Here is a 20,313-nt window from a genome sequence, read left to right on the forward strand (position 1 = left end):
AAAAGAGCTGCCCCGTATGAAGGGCAGCTCCTTATTGATTACGCTGTCGGAATTCCTCCGCTTACACTGTAAATCTGGGATGTCACATAGCTCGATTCTTCTGAGGCCAAAAAGACATAAATCCCTGCTAGCTCCGCCGGCTGTCCGGCGCGCTTTAATGGAACGGCCGGTGTTTCCTTGCCGAATTTCGGAATGTTTTCACCGGGCTGTCCTCCCGAAATCTGCAGAGGCGTCCAGATCGGCCCCGGCGCTACCGAGTTGACTCTGATTCCTTTATTCGCCAGCTGTTTTCCTAAGCCGACGGTAAAACCGATAATGGCATGTTTCGTCGCGGCATAATCCAACAGCATCGGGCTTGGATTATACCCTTCTACGGACGTTGTCGTGATAATAGACGCGCCTTCCGGCAGATACGGAAGCGCGGCTTTGACGAGCCAATACAGCGAGAATACGTTGACTTCAAATGTTTGATAGATTTGTTCTGTAGTAAGATCGCTGATATCATCCACTGCCTGCTGTTTGCCGGCGACAAGAGCGAGCGTGTCAAGACCGCCAAGCTCTTGATACGCTTTTTCCGCCAATTCTCCGCAAAACGCTTCATCGCTTAAATCTCCCGGCAGCAGAACGGCTTTTCTTCCCTCTTTTTCAATTAACGCTTTCACTTCTTCAGCATCCGGCTGTTCCTCAGGCAGATAGTTAATCGCCACATCCGCCCCTTCCCGGGCATAAGCAATCGCGGCGGCCCGGCCGATACCTGAATCGCCGCCGGTGACGAGGGCTTTTCTTCCCTTCAGCTTGCCGGCTCCTTTATAGCTCGTTTCACCGCAGTCCGGCACAGGCTTCATCTCTTTCTGCAAACCGGGCGGTTCTTGATATTGTTTTGGAAATTCATCATGATCATATTTCGTCAGCGGGTTGTGCAGATTTGCATCAGACATACAAGACTCTCCTTTATCATTGGTGATGTATTCGTATGTGTACCCCTTTAGCATGACGGATCAAACGTGTAAGTGCAGTTTCAGATTGATAAAGGGAAAACAAAAAAGGAGCCCGTAAGCTCCCTTTTTTATGACTCTCCGAGTACGTTTTCAGCCATTTTCGCTAAATGCTGGGCGCTTCCCGAAATTTCCTGCATGGTGGCAGAAATTTGTTCAACCGCCGCCGCTTGGCCGTTTGTGTTCTGGTTGATGGATTCAATAGAGTCCTCCAGCCCTTTCAGCAGGCTGTGGATTTTTTTCGTAATCTGGTCAATTTGGCCGACGTTGTCTTTTGAATGAGTGGCAAGCTTGCGGATTTCGTCGGCCACCACGGAAAAGCCCTTGCCGGATTCTCCTGCTCTCGCGGCTTCAATGGCCGCATTCAAACCGAGCAGATTGCTTTGATCCGAGATGCCCTTGACAGTGACGGAAATGTCGGCGATTTCTCCCGCGCTTTCACTGACTTGTTTCGCCTGAGCGGAAATTCCGGTCATCTGTGCTGAGAAACCGCTGATGGATTCTGAGATATCCGCGATGGCCGAAGCGGTCTGTTCCACGACGGCGGACAGGCTCTCAGCGACATCGTGAAGCTTGGCTGATTTTTCAAGGCTCGTGCCGAGACCGACGCCGCCGATGACTTTTCCGTTTTCATCGTGAAGCGGAATCGCTCTGGCGATCAGCGGAAATCCGAACAGCTCTTTCGGCACCATGCTTGTCTTCTTCTGATTCATGCGGATCGCGTCTGTAATGATATCCCCTTTTTGCAGCGGGTCTCCCGGCTTTACGTTAAGAGAAAACGTTTTAGCCGGAATATTCACGATTAATTTTTCTGTATCATAAATTCCGATGGTGATGTCATCTTGGATCAGGCTGTTTAAAAAAGGCGCAACTTTGACAAAAGCGTCAAGCAGGCTGTGCGTTTGCTGCTCCGTCTGTATACTCATTTCTTTCACTCCTTCTTAATATGGGAATTGCCGTTTTTCATGCTGAACCGAAATCCATTTCAGCGTGGTGAATTCTTCAAGGCTCCATTCACCGTTCAGCCTGCCGAGACCTGATTGCTTCTCGCCGCCGAACGCGACGTTCGGTTCATCATTAATGGTCGTATCGTTGACGTGAATCATGCCGGTTTCGATCCGCTTAGCAAACTCAACGCCGCGCTCAACGTTTGCCGTATGCACGGCTCCGCTTAAACCGAACGGTGTCGCGTTTGCGATGCTTACCGCTTCATCCTCCGTTTCAAACGGCATGATGCAGACGGCCGGTCCGAACAGCTCCTCCTTCGCAATGCTCATCTCAGGTTTCACATCTTTTAAAATGACGGGCTCAGCGACCGTTCCGCTGAATCGGCCGGACAGCACCGGAACCGCTCCCTCTTCTATCGCTTTTTCGACAGACCGTCTCAAACCTTCCGCCTGTCTCTCATTGATTAAAGGGCCGATAACCGTATCAGGGTCCATCGGATCGCCGACTTTCAGCGATGACACTTTCGCTTCGTAAAGCTCTGTAAATTTGTCATATACAGATGTGTGAACGAGCACGCGGTTCGCCGACATACAGATCTGGCCTTGATGCGTAAACCGGCTGAATACGGCCGCATTGACGGCGTATTCAAGATCAGCATCCTCAAGCACGATCAGCGCGCTGTTTCCGCCAAGCTCCAACAGCGGTTTTTTAAAGTGTTTGACCGCAAGCTGTCCGATATAGCTGCCCACTCCGGTTGAGCCTGTAAATGAGATTATCCGCGGGACGGGATGCTCAACAAAGCTGTCGCCGATCTCCCCGATATCCGTCACGATAACATTCAGCAGCCCGTCCGGTACGCCGGCCGCTTCAAAAATTTTCGCGATAAGCGTTCCGCCGCAGATCGGTGTTTCTTCATGAGGCTTCAGCACGACGCCGTTCCCCGCGCCGAGTGCCGGCGCAACAGATTTCATCGAAAGGAAAAACGGGAAATTAAACGGGCTGATCACCCCCACGACTCCGGCGGGTATTCTGTACAGCCTGTTTTCTTTTCCGTCAATCGTGGACGGGAGAATTTTCCCTTCCATCCGCACCGGAAATGTTGCGGCTTCTTTTATCATATTTTTGACAAGTCCGATTTCAAACTCAGCCTTCAGCCGTGTTCCGCCAAGCTCCTCCATGATTAAGTAAATAATCGCTTCTTCGTGCTCTTCAATGAAAGAAACGGCTTTTTCCAAAATGGCCCGCTTTTTAAAAGGGTTTACTTTGTCCCATTCTTGTTTCGCAAGAGCCGCGGCGCGATATGCCGCATCCACGTCATCAGACGTCCCTTTTTGGAATGAGGTGATGACTTTTTGAGTATAAGGATTTCTGTTTTCCAATACGTTCCGGCTGCTCCCATCCCTCCATCGGCCGCCGATAAACTGCTTATTTAGTTCTTCATATTGAAACATGTAAAACATCTCCCTTTCACCGAAACTTGAAATTAGTTGATGAGTCATCTTTTGTATCGGTCTTAAGGTGAGAAAATTGAACTATTTCACAATAAAATTCCCGTTCCTTCCGTGCATCGACGCTTTTTAGCTTTGTCCTTTTAAAGTGGAAAATTCTTTAATTGACTGCGAGAAATTTCGACAATATAATACAAACGTCAGTGTATATAATGATAAGAATATTATGAATTTTCAGGAGGACCCATATGTCTTTACTATTTCGGAAAAAGCCGCTGGCCGACTTAAAGGCCCAGAGCAAACAGACCAGCCTGTCCCGCTCGTTAAGCGCTTTTGACTTGGTTTTGCTCGGAATCGGCTGTGTTGTCGGCACGGGGATTTTTGTGATTACCGGGACTGTGGCCGCGACAGGCGCAGGACCGGCTTTGATTCTGTCGTTTGTGCTCGCGGGCCTTGCCTGCGCGCTCGCCGCGTTTTGTTATGCGGAATTTTCTTCATCCATTCCGATTTCAGGCAGCGTATATACGTATTCATATGTCACTCTCGGGGAGTGTCTCGCGTTTTTAATCGGATGGGACTTAATGCTTGAATATGTCATCGCGCTCGCCGCCGTCGCAACCGGCTGGTCATCCTATTTCCAGTCGCTTCTTGCGGGCTTCGGGCTGCATCTTCCGGAGGCGCTGACCGCCGCACCCGGCAGCAAAACGGGTGCCGTGTTCAACCTGCCGGCCGTTATCATTATTTTGGTCATTACCGCGATTGTTTCAAGGGGCGTGAAAGAAAGCACCCGCTTTAACAATGTCATTGTATTGATGAAAATTGCGATCATTCTGCTGTTTATCATCGTCGGTTTCGGCTACGTGAAACCGGAAAACTGGTCGCCGTTTATGCCGTTCGGAATGAAAGGCGTCATCACGAGCGCCGCGACCGTTTTCTTCGCGTATCTCGGATTTGATGCCGTGTCAAACGCGTCGGAAGAAGTGAAAAACCCGCAGAAATCAATGCCGGTCGGAATCATCGGCGCGCTCGCCATCTGCACCGTCCTTTACATTACGGTATCGCTCGTCCTGACGGGAATGCTTTCGTACACTAAGCTGAATGTCGGGGATCCGGTATCTTTCGCGCTCCAATTTGTCGGCCAGAACAAGATAGCAGGCATTATTTCCGTCGGCGCGATTATCGGGATTACAACGGTCATGCTCGCTCTGCTTTACGCTCAGGTGCGCCTTACATTTGCGATGAGCAGAGACGGCCTTTTGCCCCGCATGTTTTCCAAGGTTCACCCGCGTTTTAAAACACCGTTTCAAAACACATGGGTGACGGGGATCGCTGCTGCCGGGATCGCGGGTTTTATTGATCTGGGAACCTTGGCGCATCTCGTCAACATGGGAACCTTGGCGGCCTTTACGGTCATTGCGATCGCCGTCATCGTTTTAAGAAAGAAACATCCGGAGATCAAATCTTCCTTCCGTGTTCCTTTCGTGCCTTTTGTGCCGATCATCAGCGCATGCTTATGCCTGTATCTCGCAAGCAGCCTGCCGGGCGTGACATGGCTCGCCTTTGTCATCTGGATCGCCGCCGGGATCGTCGTTTATATGATGTATTCGAGAAAACACAGTTTGTTAAATAAATAAAAAGGGAGGCTCTTTTTTCTGTTTGAGAAAGAAGAGCCTTTTTTGCACTTGATAATTCATTCACCTTATGAATAATATGGTGTATGCTTCGTTTACATAAAAAGGAGGAGAATCACTTTGGCAATTGCCGCCCCGCTTAAAGAAAAACCTGTCCATCGTCCCGAAACAACCATGTATTCTATTTTGTTCATTATCGGGATCTGTCATCTGCTGAACGATTCACTGCAAGCGGTGATTCCGGCGATGTTTCCGATATTGGAACGTTCCATGAATCTTACATTTACGCAGCTCGGAATTATCGCCTTTACGCTGAATATGGTGTCTTCCGTGATGCAGCCCGTCATCGGCTGGTATACGGATAAACGCCCGATGCCGTATGCCTTGCCGCTCGGACTCACCGCAAGCATGCTCGGCATTTTAGGTCTCGCGTTCGCCCCGTCTTTTCTGACGATTTTATGCTGTGTCTTTTTTATCGGCCTTGGCTCCGCCGTCTTTCATCCTGAAGGATCGCGTGTCGCCTACATGGCCGCCGGCGAAAAGCGCGGCTTGGCGCAATCGATTTACCAAGTCGGAGGGAATACCGGCCAGGCGATGGCGCCCTTGATTACCGCGCTGATTCTCGTTCCGCTCGGTCAATTCGGCTCTGTCTGGTTTACGCTAGTCGCCGCAATCGCTGTACTGTTTCTCATTTATATCGCCAAATGGTATAAAGGCCGCCTTATTCATTTGCGCGCCGTAAGTAAAAAATCACCGGCCTCCGCCGTGCAGACCGTGATTACAAAACCGATTATTCTCGCCCTTATCATGATTATCTTCTTAATTTTCGCGCGCTCCTGGTATGTGAGCGCGATCGGCAACTTTTATACGTTCTATGCGATGAATGCCTATCATGTCAGCATTCAGCAGGCACAGAGCTATATCTTCGTCTTTTTATTTTTCGGAGCTGTCGGAACGTTTCTCGGCGGGCCGCTTGCAGATCGTTTCGGAAAGCGGAACGTCATCATCGTTTCGATGATAGCATCGGCTCCATTGACGATTTTCCTTCCGTTTGCGGGGCCTGTCATCGCCTATGGCGTACTGGCGCTGATCGGTGTTGTTCTGATGTCCAGCTTCTCCGTGACTGTTGTCTACGCGCAGGAGCTTGTTCCAGGCAAAATCGGAACGATGTCAGGGCTTACGGTCGGGCTCGCCTTCGGAATGGGCGCGATCGGAGCCGTTGCGCTCGGTGCTCTTATTGATTCAGCGGGATTGACGCCGACCATGACAGCCGTCGCCTTTCTGCCCGTTTTAGGTCTGCTCGCCTTTGTCCTGCCGAGCGACAAAACATTAAAAGAATGGCATTCATAAAAACAATCCCTGCCGAAAAGGCAGGGATTTTATGTTTCAACCGTATAAAAATGAGTGTCAGGAACCGCATACTTCGGAATAAACCCGTCTCTGAAATCAGGAAACGCTTTTTGAATTTCATCAATCCATTTTTTTACGTTTTTGATGTACGGCACGTAAATCATATTGACTGTCGCCTCGTCATCAATGTGATAGTACCAGCACAGATTGAATTCGTTCTCCGTGACGAGCGTAAAGCCTGAAAAATGATAAAAAATCAGCGGGGTGTCATTGACATATACAGCCCCGCCGCGCAGGCTGACGTCATATTGCTCAATATTCCACAGCGCCGCATTCGCGCCGATCGACTCCGTGACATGAACGTCTTCAAACTGCGCGGGCCACTTTTCAACATACCTTTGGTCACCGTATGTCTTTTTTTCTTCATTCATCTCCACCGTACAATAGGAGATGCAATCCTGTCTCCACTGCCAGACCGCCCGATACGCTTCCCCGGTATTCCGCGCGCCGACAAACCCGGTGTTGTACTGCCCCGTCAGCTTGTAATAAGACGCAAACCGTTCTGAATTGCGGTGATCCGTCAGAAAAAGGGAAGCATCCGGCTTTTCCGCAAACAGCTCGCCCGCATCTGAGAAGAAAAAGAGATCGGTGTCCAAGTGGGCAAAATATTCGGCTCCATCATACTCCGTCATCACATGGAACAGAAATGCCGGTTTCAGCGTCCAGCAATATTCATGAAACGTCCGGCCGCCCTTTGCTTCAAGCAGCTCCGGGTCCTCCATTTCATGGAGCTGAACCGCCGTGATATGTTCCCACGGCACCTGCTGAAGCAGTTCGTACGCTTTCTGGTCGACACACAGCACATACAGATGAAAATCCCGGCAATGCTCATGGAGAGAATGAATCATCGGCATCAGTTTAAAGATATGCGTTCTGGAAACAATGGTTGAAAAATGATATTTACTCACCATATCACATCCAATTTATTTAAGATCCACATGCAGTAAATCAGCAGTCAGCGCTTTGAACGCCCTTGCAAAGTGCGTGACGCCCAGCTTTTTTTCCGCTTTTGCCAAAAGCTTTCCGACCTCCGGCAGCTGGAAGCTGTTCGCCGTGATCCGCGGGCTTTTCGTCTTCCAGTCCGGGTCAAGGTTGCGGTCTTTAACCGCGTGCAGCAGCTCGAGAAAAATGTGCAGCAGGCTTTCATATTTCTCATAATCAAGCAGCACTTCGATGTCTGCCATCATGCTGTTGGTTAACTCCGCGTCAAACGGGCCGTTAAACGCGAGGTGCACGTCAAGCGAATGAATGTCATTGTACTTGTCGCACATGTACGCGATATTCGCCCTGATATCATCAACGGAAGCGCAGTTGCTCGGATGCTCCTGATGGACGCTCATGATATCGCGCCGCAGCTGAAATCTCATTCCCGACTGATGAAGCCTGATGCCGAGATCATAATCTTCAAAGCCGTATCTGACAATGCCTTCATCAAACAGCCCGAGATCTGCCACGTGCTGTCTCTTGACTGACGAATTGTTCGTAATGAAAAAACGCCATGGCAGACGGTAGCCGTTCAAATCATCTCCGTATTTTTCCAAAATACTTTTCAGCACACGGATAAAGTCGGTATCTAAATCAAAGCATTGGTCAAGAAAACTTCCGTCTCTGATATCACTTTCATCAAGGAGCGGCTCTTTATCGCCCGGCAGCTCTTCATACAGTTCGGCGAGTTTCTCTTTATGCTCTTTTTCAAAACGGTCATAATAAAAGCTGTAAATCCGCTTCCAGAACATACCGCATACGACAAGATCGTCCCGGTTCTCATGAGCCTTGATATGCTTCGCCACCAAATCCTTTTCGGCAAGCATGTCGCTGTCATGGAAGATCAAAATATCGCCTCGGGCATTGCGGACCGCCTGATTCCGTCCGTAAGCGATCCCTCTGTTTTCTTTAATTCTCACAAAAATCAGCGGAAAATTCGCGCTGAATGATTCAAGCATGGATAAGGTTCCGTCTTCCGAACCGTTGTCAGCCACAATCACTTCGAACGGCTCTGTGCATTCCTGTTCATTCAGGGACAGCAGGCTGTTATAAAGCCGCTCCTTGGAATTATATGCGGGAACAATGACGCTTGCCTTCACTTTTCGTTCACTTCCTGTATATGATCATTTATTTGTTATCATCCTCAGATGCAAAGCCGCTGAACTCCGGGCAGACGGCGCTGACCGTCCCGATCACCCGCTTCAGAATGTCCTGATAAAGCTGATGGACAAACGGCAGGTCGGTCCGGTCCGTCTCATGAATCTGCCGAATGTCGCCGGCTGTAACGATCCGGTATCCGCTGAAATGATAGAAAATCAGCGGACTTCCGTCTTCGAGCACAAGACGCCCGTCCTTCCATGAAAACGTGTGGCGGCCGTAATTCCAATGGCCGATATTCACGCCGGGCGTGGTGATGTCACACACATTCGGGAACAGGCCGGACATGTAATCCAAGTAGCCTTGATCTCCGAATTTTCCTTCGCCCGGCGCATTTTTGCATTCTTCCAGGCAGCGTTCTTTCCACCATCTGAGACAATCTGTACCGGCACTGTCGGTTTTGAAGCTGAGAAAACCGGAATTATACCGGCCTAAAAGACGCTGCAGCATGTCGATTTCCTGTTTTCCAAATGAGGGAATGACGATATCGCCCCGTGACAGAAGCACCGAACAATCCGGCTGATTGTCAAAAATCGCGCGCGGATCAGCGAAGAAAAACAAATCGGCATCAATGTACGTGACACGCTCTAATTCCGGATGTCCGTCCAGCACGAATTCGAGAAATACCGGCTTCACCGTCCAGCAGTATTCGCTCTGATCCCTCGTCCGCTTCAGTTCAAGGAGCTCCTCATTTTCCAGTGCGGACACCTGAATCAAGGTGACATTATCCTGCCGCATTGCCTGAAGCACGTCATAGGTGTCTTGGTCCATACACAAAGTAAAAATGGGGGCGTCCGCCTGAACCGCTTTCAATGAGCCGAACAAAGCGATAGCCTGATACAGCCTTCCTTTTGATAAAACTGTGCAATATGCGCTTGTCACGTCTTTCTCTCACCTCTGTTTCTGTTACTTTTGAAAAAAGGCTTTATACCATTTGATCGTTTTTTCCAATCCTTCATCAATGGTATGTGCGGGTGTCCAATTCAGAAGCTTCCTCGCCTTTTCCGCCGATAAATATTGGTGCTTGATTTCATGGCTTCCCTGGTTGAGCACTTTCGGCTTGAGGTCACTGTCCATGGCCTTAAGAATTTTTTCTACAAGCTCCAGCACCGTCAGCTGAATCTCATTGCTGAAGTTGAACGCTTCTCCCGCAAGATTGAGCTCCTCCATCTTTTCCGCCAGCAAAAGGTATGCCTCGACCGCATCCTCGATGTAAAAATAATCACGGATAAATGTGCCGTCGCTGCGGATTTCCGGCGCTTCACCGTTCAGCACGAGCTGAATCGTCTGCGGAATAATCCGGTTGAAGTTCAAATCTCCGCCGCCGTACAAGTTGCCGCAGCGCGTAATACAGACCGGAAGTCCGTACGTATTAAAATATGTGTGGCTTAACAAATCGGCACAGCTTTTTGATACGTCATACGGATGTTTGCCCTGAAGAGGCATGTTTTCATCGTACGGCAGTGTCGGCTGGTCGCCGTACGCTTTATCACTGGACGCGACGATCACCCGCTTGATGAGCGGATGCCTGCGGCACGCTTCAAGGATGTTCCATGTGCCAAGAATATTGGCTTCAAATGTGGAAATCGGATTGCGGTTTGCGACGCCGACGATCGCCTGAGCGGCTAAATGAAAGACCGTGTCAATTTCATATTCGCCCAGCGCCCGCTCAATCACATCCAGATCTTCAAGCGCGCCCTGCACGATATTCATTTGCTTCACTTGTTCTCCCTGATACAGGTTCGACTTGGGCACAGTGTCACGGACAAGTCCCGCCACATTGGCCCCCTGATCGATCAGTTCCTTCACCAAGCAGCTTCCTAAAAGACCTGTGCATCCCGTCACAAACACATTTTTATTTTTCCAGAAACTCAAACTTGATCACCATACCTTCCATACATGTTGTCCCCGGTCCCACATCTTGTTGATTTCCAGCAGGTTTTTATACGTATCGATCGCCGTCCAGAAACCGTAATGCCGGTATACCGCCAATTCGCCGTCTTTCGCCAGCTCTTTCAGCGGTTCTTCTTCAAACATGACATCCCTGTCTTTCGGCAGATAATCAAATACCTTCGGGCTGAGTACGAAAAATCCGCCGTTGATGATGCCGTCACTCGAGGTTTTTTCAGAAAAGCTTTTCGCCATGCCGTCTTCAACCGTCAACGTTCCGAATTGCGAGGACTTTTCTATACCGGTGACGGTTGCCGCTGCCCCTTTTGATTGATGACAGCTGATCAGATGAAACAGGTTGATGTTGGCCAGTCCGTCCCCGTACGTCATAAGAAAGGTTTCATCACCGATGATGTCCTTCGCCTGTAAAAGCCGCCCCGCTGTCTGCGTGTGTTCCCCCGTGTCTAAAAAAGTGATTTTCCACGGCTCGGATTTTCCCAATATCCGCACTTCTCCGGTAGAGCTGTCCAGCGTCATGCTGTGATTCTTCCAGTCATAATCTAAGAAATATTCCTTAATCATCTCTCCTTTGAAACCAAGAAGCAGGATAAATTCGTTCACGCCATAGTATTGATAGAGTTTCATAATATGCCATAGAATCGGTTTGCCGCCTATCATGGCGAGCGGTTTGGGACGTTCATTGGTGATTTCGCTCATTCTCGTTCCTTTTCCGCCGCAGAGAATGACTGCTTTCATCTCTACCCCTCTTCTCTGTGAATATTGGATTCGAAACCGCCCGTATAAGAGAAACCAACCCGATAATTTGTCCGATTCTCTATCACCGGTTTCAAAATCTACTGTAAGATATGAGAGATTGGCGCCCTTTGTGACCAAAAGCTCTCTCTTTTTTCAGATTGGTGAAGATACACAAAAAAAAGAGCCTCACGGAAATTCCGTAAGGCTCTTTCTATTATTTATTATCCTGATTCAGCTTTTCTTTGCCGTAATGATATTTAGACGGATCAACCGGCGTAAAGTCGCTCAATTTGTGGAATCTGAGCAAGTCTTTGTACATCACGCTGTCAGACAGCTTCAGCTGCTCTGTGACTCTGGCTTTCAGGTTTTTCGTTTCCTGATTGCCTTTCAGTTCTTTTCCTGTCTTCGTATCGTATACGACATTGGAGATGGAAGTATATTTCGGCGTGACGTAATCTCCGTTACGGAACGTCACCGTATCATCATGGTCTTTCGAGAAGAGATCGGTGCCGAAATTAATATATTTCTTAGAATCGATGCCTTCCAAGTGAAGGATCGTCGGCACAACGTCCATTTCACCGCCGTACGTATGGTTCACCCCGCCTTTTTTGCCAGGGATGCGAAGCATAAGCGGCACACGCTGATTCTGCGCGTTTTGATAAGGCGTAATTTCTTTGCCGAGAATTTCTTTCATCGCGCGGTTATGGTTTTCAGAGATTCCGTAGTGGTCTCCGTAAAGCATAATCACCGAGTTGTCATATAAACCGGATGACTTCAGATCTTTAAAGAACTGTTCAAGCGCCTCGTCGAGATAACGCGCCGTCTGGAAATAGTCATCCACAGTCGCGTCGCCCGTTTTCGCTTTTTCGATCGTTGCGTCTTTTTCATCAAGCGTAAACGGATAATGGTTCGTCAGCGTGAGCAAATGCGCGTAGAACGGCTGTTTCAGCGATTGAAGCTTCGGAATGGATTCTTTGAAGAATGGTTTATCCTTCAGTCCCATATTGACAAGGTTGTCATCAGACATATCGTATGTGCTGGCGTCAAAGAATTTATCGTAGCCGATATGTTTGTAAATCTGGTCACGGTTCCAGAATGATTTGTAGTCACCGTGTAAAACGGCGCTTGTATAGCCCTCACTTTGGTCAAGGATGGCAGGAAGCGATTGATACGTGTTTTCCCCTTTTGTCACAAAGGCTGACCCTTCAGGCAGTCCGAACAGGCTGTTATCCATCATCAGCTCGGCGTCAGATGTTTTACCTTGGCCCGTTTGGTGGAAAAAGTTATCAAAGTACGTCATGTCCTCTCCGCCGCGGGCGAGTTTATTCAGGAACGGCGTGACTTCTTTTCCGTCAAGTTTGTAGTTGATCAAAAACGATTGGAAGCTCTCCAGGTGAATCTTAATGATGTTTTTGCCTTTGGCCTTGCCGAAATACTCGGCGTTCGGCTTCGCATAATGCGACGATGTGTAGTTTTCAACGCTCGTCAGGTCATCGCTGCTGGCATATGCCCGCTGGGATTCCGTCTGCGCCGTCTGTACGCCGTCATAAATCGTGTAATTATAAAGGCCTAAGTATTTTACAATGTAATTGCGGTCAAACGTTCTTGTCAGCAGCTCCGGGCGGTCCTCTTCGGCAATCGCCAGGTTCACGAAGAACAAAACAATACCCGTCACGATAATTAATGACGTATACCGTTTTTTCAGCTTGAATTCCTTCAGCTCACGTCTCCACACCAGAAGCGCGATTAAAATAATAATATCAACAAAGTATAAAATATCATGGCCGGACATAATGCTGAAGATGCCGTCTCCCATATTTCCCACATTACCGGATTGCTTTAAGTTCGGGAATGTCAAGAAATCATCGAAGAATCGATAGAATAGGATATTTGCATACAAAATAAACGTCATGATGAAATCAATAATCACCATGATAATCGCTGATTTGCGGCCTTTCGCAAACAATGCCAGTCCTAAAAAGAAAATGGCGCTTGAGAACGGATTGATCACAAGCAGAAACTGCTGCGTCGGACCCTTCACCCCAAGGTTGAATTCAGCATGATAGGCTAAATACGTTTTGGCCCAAAACAAAATAATAGCCAGTACAAAAAAACTAAGTCTGTAAGAAAATAATTTCTTCATGGCAACCTCTACTTTCCTAAACACTTTAAATCTGTATTCTTACTTTTTGCTTCAATTCCTGCTTTCCGAGCAAAACGAAAGCATCACACAGCCCCATAAACACACCATTTAAAAAAACGATATATTTATCATTCGTGTCATGCCCATTGAACATCTTATCCCGCCAGCCATTAGACGCAGGATATCCGTTCTTCGTTTCACATTTTTTTCTGGCATTAAAAGGTACCGTATCAGACCCGGTCTGAAAATAGGAGATACCAAATATAAGAATAACACAAACTTCTAAAAACGAAAAATGAATATCAAAGACAGCCGCCCAACAGGCGGGCTGAAGTTATTGTATGCAAAGGGGCTGAAAAACTTGAAGGTTTTTTTTGCTGATGTAAAAAAAGGACTGGAGTCATCCAGTCCTTTACCTGTCAAATTATCGCTTAGACCCTAAAGATATACAAAAATGCTTTCTTCACGTTTACCTTTTGTTTTTTATAATCCAACCATGCAGCAGAGCTGGCATTTGTGACTGCTTAAACTGTTCTCCAACACTGGTCCTTAACGCGTCTTGCAAATTTCTGTTTCTCATTAGCGAAAAAAATTGTGAACTGGTTTCATCAAACCCGCCAATAAAGGAATTAGCTCCGTTTTTTTCTGCTCAGTAACGAATTTCTTTCGTACTTTTTAAATAGAGCCTCGACATACAGTTTTAGTTTTTCACTTATCATTTCCCGCTCTCCTTTTAGTCCCAGCTGCGTTTTAATGACCCATTCTTCAGCGGTCTAGTTTCTTGCCATTTTAATGTAATGCCGGTATCCAATTAGAGAAACTATAAATCCCAGTATTGTATAGCTCAGTACAACAAGGGTTACCCATATTAGACTTTCTCCTCCCGATATCGTCGAGACCGATTGAATTAACCCTTGATGCGCCCAGTACTGCGGAAAGAGCATTCCAATAGTTTGAAGATAGCTTGGTAATTGATCATAAGGGGTCCATAAACCGCATACAACAGCGGTACCTAATGCAATCACATTTGTCATGATCAAACCGGTATTTTCAGTCTTTGCAAAGACTGAAATGGCAACTCCCCAGGATGTAACCAGTAAAGATATCAACACAACAACCCACAGATACGCCGGAAAATTATTAATTTCAATATCATACAGAAATATTCCCAGAACGGAAAGGAGAAGAATTTGCATAAAAGTTATGACTAAAAAAGGGGTACTTTTTCCTAAGAAGAAGTTATAAGGCTTTAAAGGGGTACTTGCCAGTCTTGATACAATTCCTTTTTCCCGATCCTTTACAAAACTTATAACGATGGAGATAATAATGAATGTTGAAAAGAATACGCTCATGCCGGTTACGGATTGAGAAGCTACTAAAGTTTTGTTTGTACTGTCTGTCGTAAATAGCTCAATCAGCAATATGATGGACACAATGGGTAATATAATGGTCCAAAAAAACAGAGACTTATCCTTTAACTGTTTTAGCGTTTCAATTTGAGCGAGCGGTAACATGATAAATTCCCCCTTTATTCTTCATCACGCAAATCAGTGCCGGTAAGTTTAAAGAATACATCTTCTAATTTTGGCTTATATAAAAACAACTGATGAGGCACAATATTGTTTTCCTTACTGACGCTAATTAAGCGCTCCATGGTTTCTAAAGGTTTTTTGGTTTTTATTATCAGCCCTGAATTAACGACTGAAAACTCAAAACCATGGCTCTTTATTAATTCATGAGACAATGAGGAGTTAAACATAATAGATGATTCTTCATGTCGTTTAAGCAGTTCATTTATTTCTCCTTCATCGATAATCTGCCCTCTGTCGATAAAAGCTACATAGTCACAAAGAGTTTCAATCTCTTCCATGTAATGGCTCACATAAATAATGGTTTTACCGGCTTTTTTGAGTCGATTTACGATGTTAAAAATGTAGCGGCGTGATTGCGGATCCACGCCTACCGTCGGCTCATCTAGAATAATTAAGTCTGGATCGTGCATTAGTGCACACCCGATATTTAAACGGCGCTTCATTCCTCCGGAAAAGTTCTCCACAACGTCGTTTGTCCTTTCTGACAACCCGATATCTTCTAACAGTTTTTTTGTTGTTTGCTTTAGTTTTAAGCCATTTAGTCCATGCACCTTTCCGAAAAATTCCATGTTGGTCTTTGCGGTTAATTTTTCTTCAAGGCTGATATCCTGTGGAACATAACCCAGTCTGCCATTTTCATTACCGACAAATTCAACCTTACCGTCATATTCCCGGATGATGCGTGAGATGATCTTAATTAAGGTAGATTTGCCGGATCCGTTCGGTCCAACAAGTCCATAGCAGACTCCTTTCGGAATTGTTAAAGCCACATTGTCCAAAGCCAGAGTCGTGCCATAGCGCTTACTTATATGTTCAACTTGCAGCATTTACACCATTCCCCCACTGTTATTTATTTTAAATATGGATTCAATTGTATTAATGTACTCCTTGTAGGCTGCTTTCCCTTCTTTCGTAATCTGAACAATAGTCTTCGGCTTTTTGGATACGAACTTCTTGGTTAGTTCTATATAAGCTGCATCTTCTAACTTTTTCAGATGCGAACCTAAATTCCCATCTGTGATGTCTAATGACTTTTTCAGGAAAGTAAAATCACATTGATCATAAGTCATCAGTAAACTCATAATTCCCAACCGTACTTTGGCATGTATTAAATCATTGATATTGTTAACATTACTCATTTCCTTGCCCTTTTCTTTTCAAAATCATTCCTGTAAGTAATAGGCTGCCTCCGCCAATAAATGCAAAAACAATATTCATTGCCTCAGGAAATAAACAGAATGTAAGCATACCGAGTATGCTCAGCCAAAATCCCATAATAAAAATCTCTTTTGTTAACACGATGCCTAAGAATATGTACATAATAGACACCATTAACACAATCAAAAACGATAGAAATTCTCCTGTTCGCGGCAATAATCCCATTAAAATCAGGAAAACAAAAATGCATACCATTAATATGAATCCAATCCATGCATATTTTAATTGATTCTTTAAGAAAGTGGGCATGGGATCAAATTGTTTCTGCTTAAGATATGTCTTCAAAGTCAGTATCCACCCTAATACTGCCAGTATTAACCAGACACAAGCAAGGACTACAGAAGGTACCTTACATAAAGAAACGGAGTACGCAATAATCCATATACAGCCCCAAATAATGAAATATGGACTGGTTTGCCTTGAGTACTCAGTCTTGTAGTTCGTCAAGACCTTGATATGAGATAAGTTTTCAGCTATCTCTGATTCTCGAAAATTCTGATTTGACATAAGACAGGCTCCTCTTTTTACAAAGTACTTTGTGAAACAGAGTATATTCTAATTCCATATATTTGTAAAGAGGTTTTATCCAAAATAGGCGCAACTATTTAGTCTTGGAAACAGCAGATGGGACTCTTGGCGCTGATATCCTTCCACCACTGTGAGACATCCTTATCTTGTTATAAGATCTCACAACAAAGCCTTCAGATTGCTGACAAACCGAATGTATATCGATTGGAAAGCAATTCATTTTCTTGAAGGAAAAAGGACTGGAGTCATCCAGTCCTTTTCATCAAATCGGTCAAATCCCCGCCCAAACATCTTTTGCGTAAATGCCTTTTGTCTGGAGGTCCAAAAGCCATTCTTGCGCTTGCCGTTCGTCTGTTTCGTGGACCGACTTATACGCTTTTTGCAGCGTTGCCTCTACATCGGGCGCCATTTTGCTGCCGTCGCCGCATACGTAGAGGTGCCCTCCCCGGCCGAGGATGGAAATTAAAGCGCCGGCGTCTTTCGCCATTAAGTGCTGCACATACGTTTTCGGTACGCCTTCTTTGCGGGAGAAAGCCGTATGAAGCGTCACGATTCCGTCTTTTTCATAAGCTTCAAGCTCGTCACGGTAAATAAAATCATGATCGTTTCTGCATCCGAAATACAGATGAGCCTCCCCCAGCTCTTTTCCTTCTTTTTTTAACGCCGCCCGGGCTTGCAGAAACCCGCGGAACGGGGCGACTCCTGTGCCGGGACCGACCATAATAATCGGTTTTTCCGAATCTTCCGGAAGCCGGAATCGTGTTTCCGGAGTGCGGACAAACATCACGATACCATCCTCAGGGCCGCGGTCCGCTAAATAATTCGAAGCGACTCCGCGATACTCCCCCAAACCGCTCCGGGCGGGGCCGCGAACGACGCCGACGGTAATTGAGGCCTGCCCGGGATGTTTCCGAGGCGAACTTGAAATCGAATAATACCGCGGCTTCAGCGGACGCAAAAGCTCCAGAAATCGCTCAAACGGAAGTTCACACGCTTCATATTTTTCAAGGAGATCGAGCATCGAGACGCGCGATGTTAAGATTTGCTCATGATAGACGCCCTCCTCAAGAAAATCTTCCAATTCCCGTTTGTGCGGCGGGCAGACCGTATAAGCGGCCATTTCCCGGATTTGAGCCCTTGATGCCGCTTCCTGCAATTCGACACAGCTGCTCAGAAGATCATGCAGCCTGACCGGCCGATCGAGCGGGAGATGAGCCGCGCTCTGTCCGCTGGCCGTCAGCAGCACTTGATCGTTCCCGTTCAGATTGTACCGGCGGAGAACACGGCTGACCTGCTCTTTGCTGTTTACCGGCAGCACGCCGAGATGATCCCCTTCATGATAGGCAGCCTCTTTCGGCAGAGTGATTTCGATATGCCTTGTGCTCCGGCCGCTTTCCGGCGCCTGAAGTTCCCTGTTTTCCGCAACGGATGCGTAAACCGCTTCATACGTCTGTGCCAAAGGAGACCCGCCAAGCCCGCTGACAAATTGAAGGCCCAGCGCACTTCGCTCTTTTTCGGCATTTTCATTCAGCTTGAGACCGAATGCCTTCATGGCGTCCGTCCACATGCTTTTTTTCCATTCATCAAGCTTTCCTTCAAAATCGCCGCTGACGTCCCCCTCGCCTCGGGAGGAAAAGCGTTCCGCCCCTTTTTCGGCAAGCTTCTCATCAATAAGCCTCGGTACAGCCTGATATGTCGCCGCCCAGTTATGATCACCGCAGCCGAAGACGGCATACCGGACGCCTTCCAGCTCCCCGGGTTTGACTTCTTCAAGCCATTGAACGAATTGTCCCGCGTTGCTCGGAGGCTTTCCGTTATAAGAGGACGTAATGATCAAGAGAGCTCCTTCTTTCGGCAGTTTTCCGATCCGGTCATTTAAAGGCGCCGTTTCAGTCCGGACGCCGTGCATCCCGGCAGTATCGGCAAGCTCCCGCGCCACGCCTTCTGCGGTTCCCGTATCTGAGCCGTACAGAATCAGAAGCGGTCGGTTATCAAGCCCGATAATGGATGCGCCTTTTGTTTCCCGTTTTTCTTTTTCGACGTCTTCCGCCGCTTTTTCAGCCGCCGGGAGAGCAGCCGCAACGGCTTCTTTATTTCTCGGCCGCACCCGGATATGAAAGTCGCCGGGCTTGATCGTCAGTGTCTGTTTAATATCGAGCTCATAATCGGTGTGATCGATAAAGGTAAAATGCTGCAGAATCATCCCCAGAACAAGAGTTGCTTCATGCAGGGCGAACTGCATACCGATACACGCCCTCTGACCGTTTCCGAACGGCTTATACGCATGGTGAGGCACTTGATCAGGATGTTCAAACCGCTCCGGATAAAATTCCTCCGCATTGTCTCCCCACGCGTCTTTATCACGGTGAAGCTGGGGAATTAAGACGGAAATTCTGTCTTTCGGCGTGATCGGATATTTCCCGCCGATCACCGTATCCTCTTTCGCATAAAGGCTGAACGCAGGGGCGGTCGGCCATAAGCGCAATGACTCCTGCAAAATCATTCGGATATAACTAAGCTCCAGTACTTGTTTATATGAAGGAACGGGATCGGTCAATACCCGATCGGCTTCTTCATAGGCTTTTTCCAAAACACGGGGATGTTTCAGCAGAAAATAGATGGCAAAGGAAAGCAGGCCGCTGGTCGTTTCGTGGCCGGCAATTAAAAACGTGATGATTTGAAACCTGATATTTTCATCATCAAGTTTTTCGCCCGTTTCCGGGTCTTCCACATTCAGCATTCTGGCCAGCAGATCCTTTTCATCCCGGCCGCCTGACCGGCGCTCTGCGATAATACTGTCTACTAACGAAAACATCGCCTGAATGTCATGATGAAATTGGCGCTTCGTCCTGATCATAAGCTTATCCTGAACATCAAGGCGCTGCATTTGGTGCATCGCTTCATCAAGGGCGCGCACCATGCTGTTGATAAACGGATGAGGCGTTTCCCTGTAATAGCTGTTAAACCGATAGTTAAAGCCGCAAAGCCCGATCGTATCAAGCGTCAGGCGGGTCATATCAGCAGGCACATCAACGGCCTCATCCGGGTTCAGCCTAGCCCATTTTTGAATCAGCTGCACCGCGATATCAGTCATCATCGAATGGTAATCTTTCATCGCGCGCTGGCTGAAGGTCGGCATCAGAATATGATGCGCCTTTCGCCAGTTAGGCTCATGCGTCCAGCTTGTAAACAGCCCGTCACCGGAAAACGCCCGGACTTTCTCCAAAGCTCCTTCAATGCTTTTATCGAACCGTTCTTCATCACAAACCTCTTTCACCAGTTCATGGCCGGACACGACGATAATGGCGCCCGCCGGGGTATGCAGCTGAAAAATAGGCCCCTGCTCGTTTGCCAGTTTGATCAGCGACATTGTAGGCTTGTCTTTATCAAGCAAAGGAAGATTGCCGAGCGGGCCGAATGTCTTCGGCTGCGGAATCGGACCTGTTTCCTTCATGAATAACACCCTTTCTAACACATTGATGCGTTCCTTCCAACTACATTGCCCTTTTCACCGGCCGATTATCCGCCGTCACGGATCAATCATCGGATTGACGATCGATAACGGTTTTTTCTATACTGGAGAGGCTTGTTAAATACAGAAATAAGGTGAGT

Annotated in this window: 16 protein-coding genes; 2 read left to right on the forward strand and 14 right to left on the reverse strand. The window is 47.3% G+C overall.

All coding sequences use genetic code 11. From position 1 onward, the window contains the following. Nucleotides 1-38: 38 nt before the first annotated feature. The 3 genes from SB24_RS06080 to SB24_RS06090 all read right to left on the reverse strand — a co-directional run bounded on the left by SB24_RS06080 (nt 39) and on the right by SB24_RS06090 (nt 3,394). Entirely contained in the window at nt 39-938 is a 900-nt protein-coding gene (locus SB24_RS06080) for an SDR family oxidoreductase (protein ID WP_007609985.1), read from the reverse strand. 128 nt (nt 939-1,066) lie between these two features. Continuing rightward, entirely contained in the window at nt 1,067-1,921 is an 855-nt protein-coding gene (locus SB24_RS06085) for a methyl-accepting chemotaxis protein (protein WP_007408955.1), read from the reverse strand. Nucleotides 1,922-1,936: 15 nt separating this feature from the next. Continuing rightward, the gene (locus SB24_RS06090; protein WP_039252369.1) at nt 1,937-3,394 is read right to left on the reverse strand and encodes a benzaldehyde dehydrogenase; all 1,458 of its coding nucleotides are present in this window, start codon (nt 3,392-3,394) and stop codon (nt 1,937-1,939) included. 245 nt (nt 3,395-3,639) lie between these two features. Here SB24_RS06090 and SB24_RS06095 point away from each other — a divergent pair, with 245 nt between their 5' ends. Both SB24_RS06095 and SB24_RS06100 read left to right on the forward strand, forming a co-directional pair. Next, a complete protein-coding gene (locus SB24_RS06095) occupies nt 3,640-5,025 on the forward strand; it encodes a branched-chain amino acid transporter BcaP (protein ID WP_031379282.1) in 1,386 nt (461 codons plus the stop codon). Between the two features lie 117 nt (nt 5,026-5,142). Next, complete coding sequence (locus SB24_RS06100) at nt 5,143-6,372, forward strand: MFS transporter (protein WP_007408952.1); 1,230 nt, start codon at nt 5,143-5,145, stop codon at nt 6,370-6,372. 29 nt (nt 6,373-6,401) lie between these two features. Here SB24_RS06100 and SB24_RS06105 read toward each other — a convergent pair whose 3' ends face one another. The 11 genes from SB24_RS06105 to SB24_RS06155 all read right to left on the reverse strand — a co-directional run bounded on the left by SB24_RS06105 (nt 6,402) and on the right by SB24_RS06155 (nt 20,155). After that, nucleotides 6,402-7,340 carry a putative nucleotide-diphospho-sugar transferase gene (locus tag SB24_RS06105; RefSeq protein ID WP_039252374.1) on the reverse strand — a complete coding sequence of 313 codons (939 nt, stop codon included), beginning with the start codon at nt 7,338-7,340 and terminating at the stop codon, nt 6,402-6,404. 15 nt (nt 7,341-7,355) lie between these two features. Further along, a complete protein-coding gene (locus SB24_RS06110) occupies nt 7,356-8,516 on the reverse strand; it encodes a glycosyltransferase family 2 protein (RefSeq protein WP_039252376.1) in 1,161 nt (386 codons plus the stop codon). Between the two features lie 28 nt (nt 8,517-8,544). After that, nucleotides 8,545-9,456, reverse strand: a complete 912-nt coding sequence (locus SB24_RS06115) for a putative nucleotide-diphospho-sugar transferase (protein WP_007408949.1) — start codon at nt 9,454-9,456, stop codon at nt 8,545-8,547. 24 nt (nt 9,457-9,480) lie between these two features. Next, nucleotides 9,481-10,449, reverse strand: a complete 969-nt coding sequence (locus tag SB24_RS06120) for a GDP-mannose 4,6-dehydratase (protein WP_039252377.1) — start codon at nt 10,447-10,449, stop codon at nt 9,481-9,483. Between the two features lie 6 nt (nt 10,450-10,455). Continuing rightward, on the reverse strand, nt 10,456-11,220 hold the full coding sequence (locus tag SB24_RS06125) for a glucose-1-phosphate cytidylyltransferase (protein ID WP_039252379.1): 765 nt from the start codon (nt 11,218-11,220) through the stop codon (nt 10,456-10,458). A 214-nt stretch (nt 11,221-11,434) separates the two neighbouring features. Further along, the gene (locus SB24_RS06130) at nt 11,435-13,363 is read right to left on the reverse strand and encodes a lipoteichoic acid synthase (protein WP_003155677.1); all 1,929 of its coding nucleotides are present in this window, start codon (nt 13,361-13,363) and stop codon (nt 11,435-11,437) included. Between the two features lie 773 nt (nt 13,364-14,136). After that, the gene (locus SB24_RS06135; RefSeq protein WP_031379276.1) at nt 14,137-14,877 is read right to left on the reverse strand and encodes an ABC transporter permease; all 741 of its coding nucleotides are present in this window, start codon (nt 14,875-14,877) and stop codon (nt 14,137-14,139) included. A 14-nt stretch (nt 14,878-14,891) separates the two neighbouring features. After that, entirely contained in the window at nt 14,892-15,782 is an 891-nt protein-coding gene (locus tag SB24_RS06140) for an ABC transporter ATP-binding protein (protein WP_015239351.1), read from the reverse strand. Beyond that, entirely contained in the window at nt 15,783-16,094 is a 312-nt protein-coding gene (locus SB24_RS06145) for a winged helix-turn-helix domain-containing protein (protein WP_007609957.1), read from the reverse strand. Then, entirely contained in the window at nt 16,087-16,680 is a 594-nt protein-coding gene (locus SB24_RS06150; RefSeq protein ID WP_015416999.1) for a hypothetical protein, read from the reverse strand. The genes SB24_RS06145 and SB24_RS06150 overlap by 8 nt, the downstream gene beginning before the upstream one ends. A 292-nt stretch (nt 16,681-16,972) precedes the next feature. After that, nucleotides 16,973-20,155 carry a bifunctional cytochrome P450/NADPH--P450 reductase gene (locus tag SB24_RS06155; RefSeq protein ID WP_039252388.1) on the reverse strand — a complete coding sequence of 1,061 codons (3,183 nt, stop codon included), beginning with the start codon at nt 20,153-20,155 and terminating at the stop codon, nt 16,973-16,975. Nucleotides 20,156-20,313 lie beyond the last annotated feature (158 nt).

The sequence above is a fragment of the Bacillus sp. Pc3 genome (assembly GCF_000815145.1).
Lineage (GTDB): Bacteria > Bacillota > Bacilli > Bacillales > Bacillaceae > Bacillus > Bacillus velezensis.

What these genes read in the sequence shown, in the direction of transcription:
- SB24_RS06140 (WP_015239351.1), bottom strand. Translation starts at nt 15,782, where the DNA reads ATGCTGCAAGTTGAACATATAAGTAAGCGCTATGGCACGACTCTGGCT.
- SB24_RS06090 (WP_039252369.1), bottom strand. Translation starts at nt 3,394, where the DNA reads ATGTTTCAATATGAAGAACTAAATAAGCAGTTTATCGGCGGCCGATGG.
- SB24_RS06135 (WP_031379276.1), bottom strand. Translation starts at nt 14,877, where the DNA reads ATGTTACCGCTCGCTCAAATTGAAACGCTAAAACAGTTAAAGGATAAG.
- SB24_RS06080 (WP_007609985.1), bottom strand. Translation starts at nt 938, where the DNA reads ATGTCTGATGCAAATCTGCACAACCCGCTGACGAAATATGATCATGAT.
- SB24_RS06095 (WP_031379282.1), top strand. Translation starts at nt 3,640, where the DNA reads ATGTCTTTACTATTTCGGAAAAAGCCGCTGGCCGACTTAAAGGCCCAG.
- SB24_RS06155 (WP_039252388.1), bottom strand. Translation starts at nt 20,155, where the DNA reads ATGAAGGAAACAGGTCCGATTCCGCAGCCGAAGACATTCGGCCCGCTC.
- SB24_RS06150 (WP_015416999.1), bottom strand. Translation starts at nt 16,680, where the DNA reads ATGTCAAATCAGAATTTTCGAGAATCAGAGATAGCTGAAAACTTATCT.
- SB24_RS06130 (WP_003155677.1), bottom strand. Translation starts at nt 13,363, where the DNA reads ATGAAGAAATTATTTTCTTACAGACTTAGTTTTTTTGTACTGGCTATT.
- SB24_RS06085 (WP_007408955.1), bottom strand. Translation starts at nt 1,921, where the DNA reads ATGAGTATACAGACGGAGCAGCAAACGCACAGCCTGCTTGACGCTTTT.
- SB24_RS06145 (WP_007609957.1), bottom strand. Translation starts at nt 16,094, where the DNA reads ATGAGTAATGTTAACAATATCAATGATTTAATACATGCCAAAGTACGG.
- SB24_RS06125 (WP_039252379.1), bottom strand. Translation starts at nt 11,220, where the DNA reads ATGAAAGCAGTCATTCTCTGCGGCGGAAAAGGAACGAGAATGAGCGAA.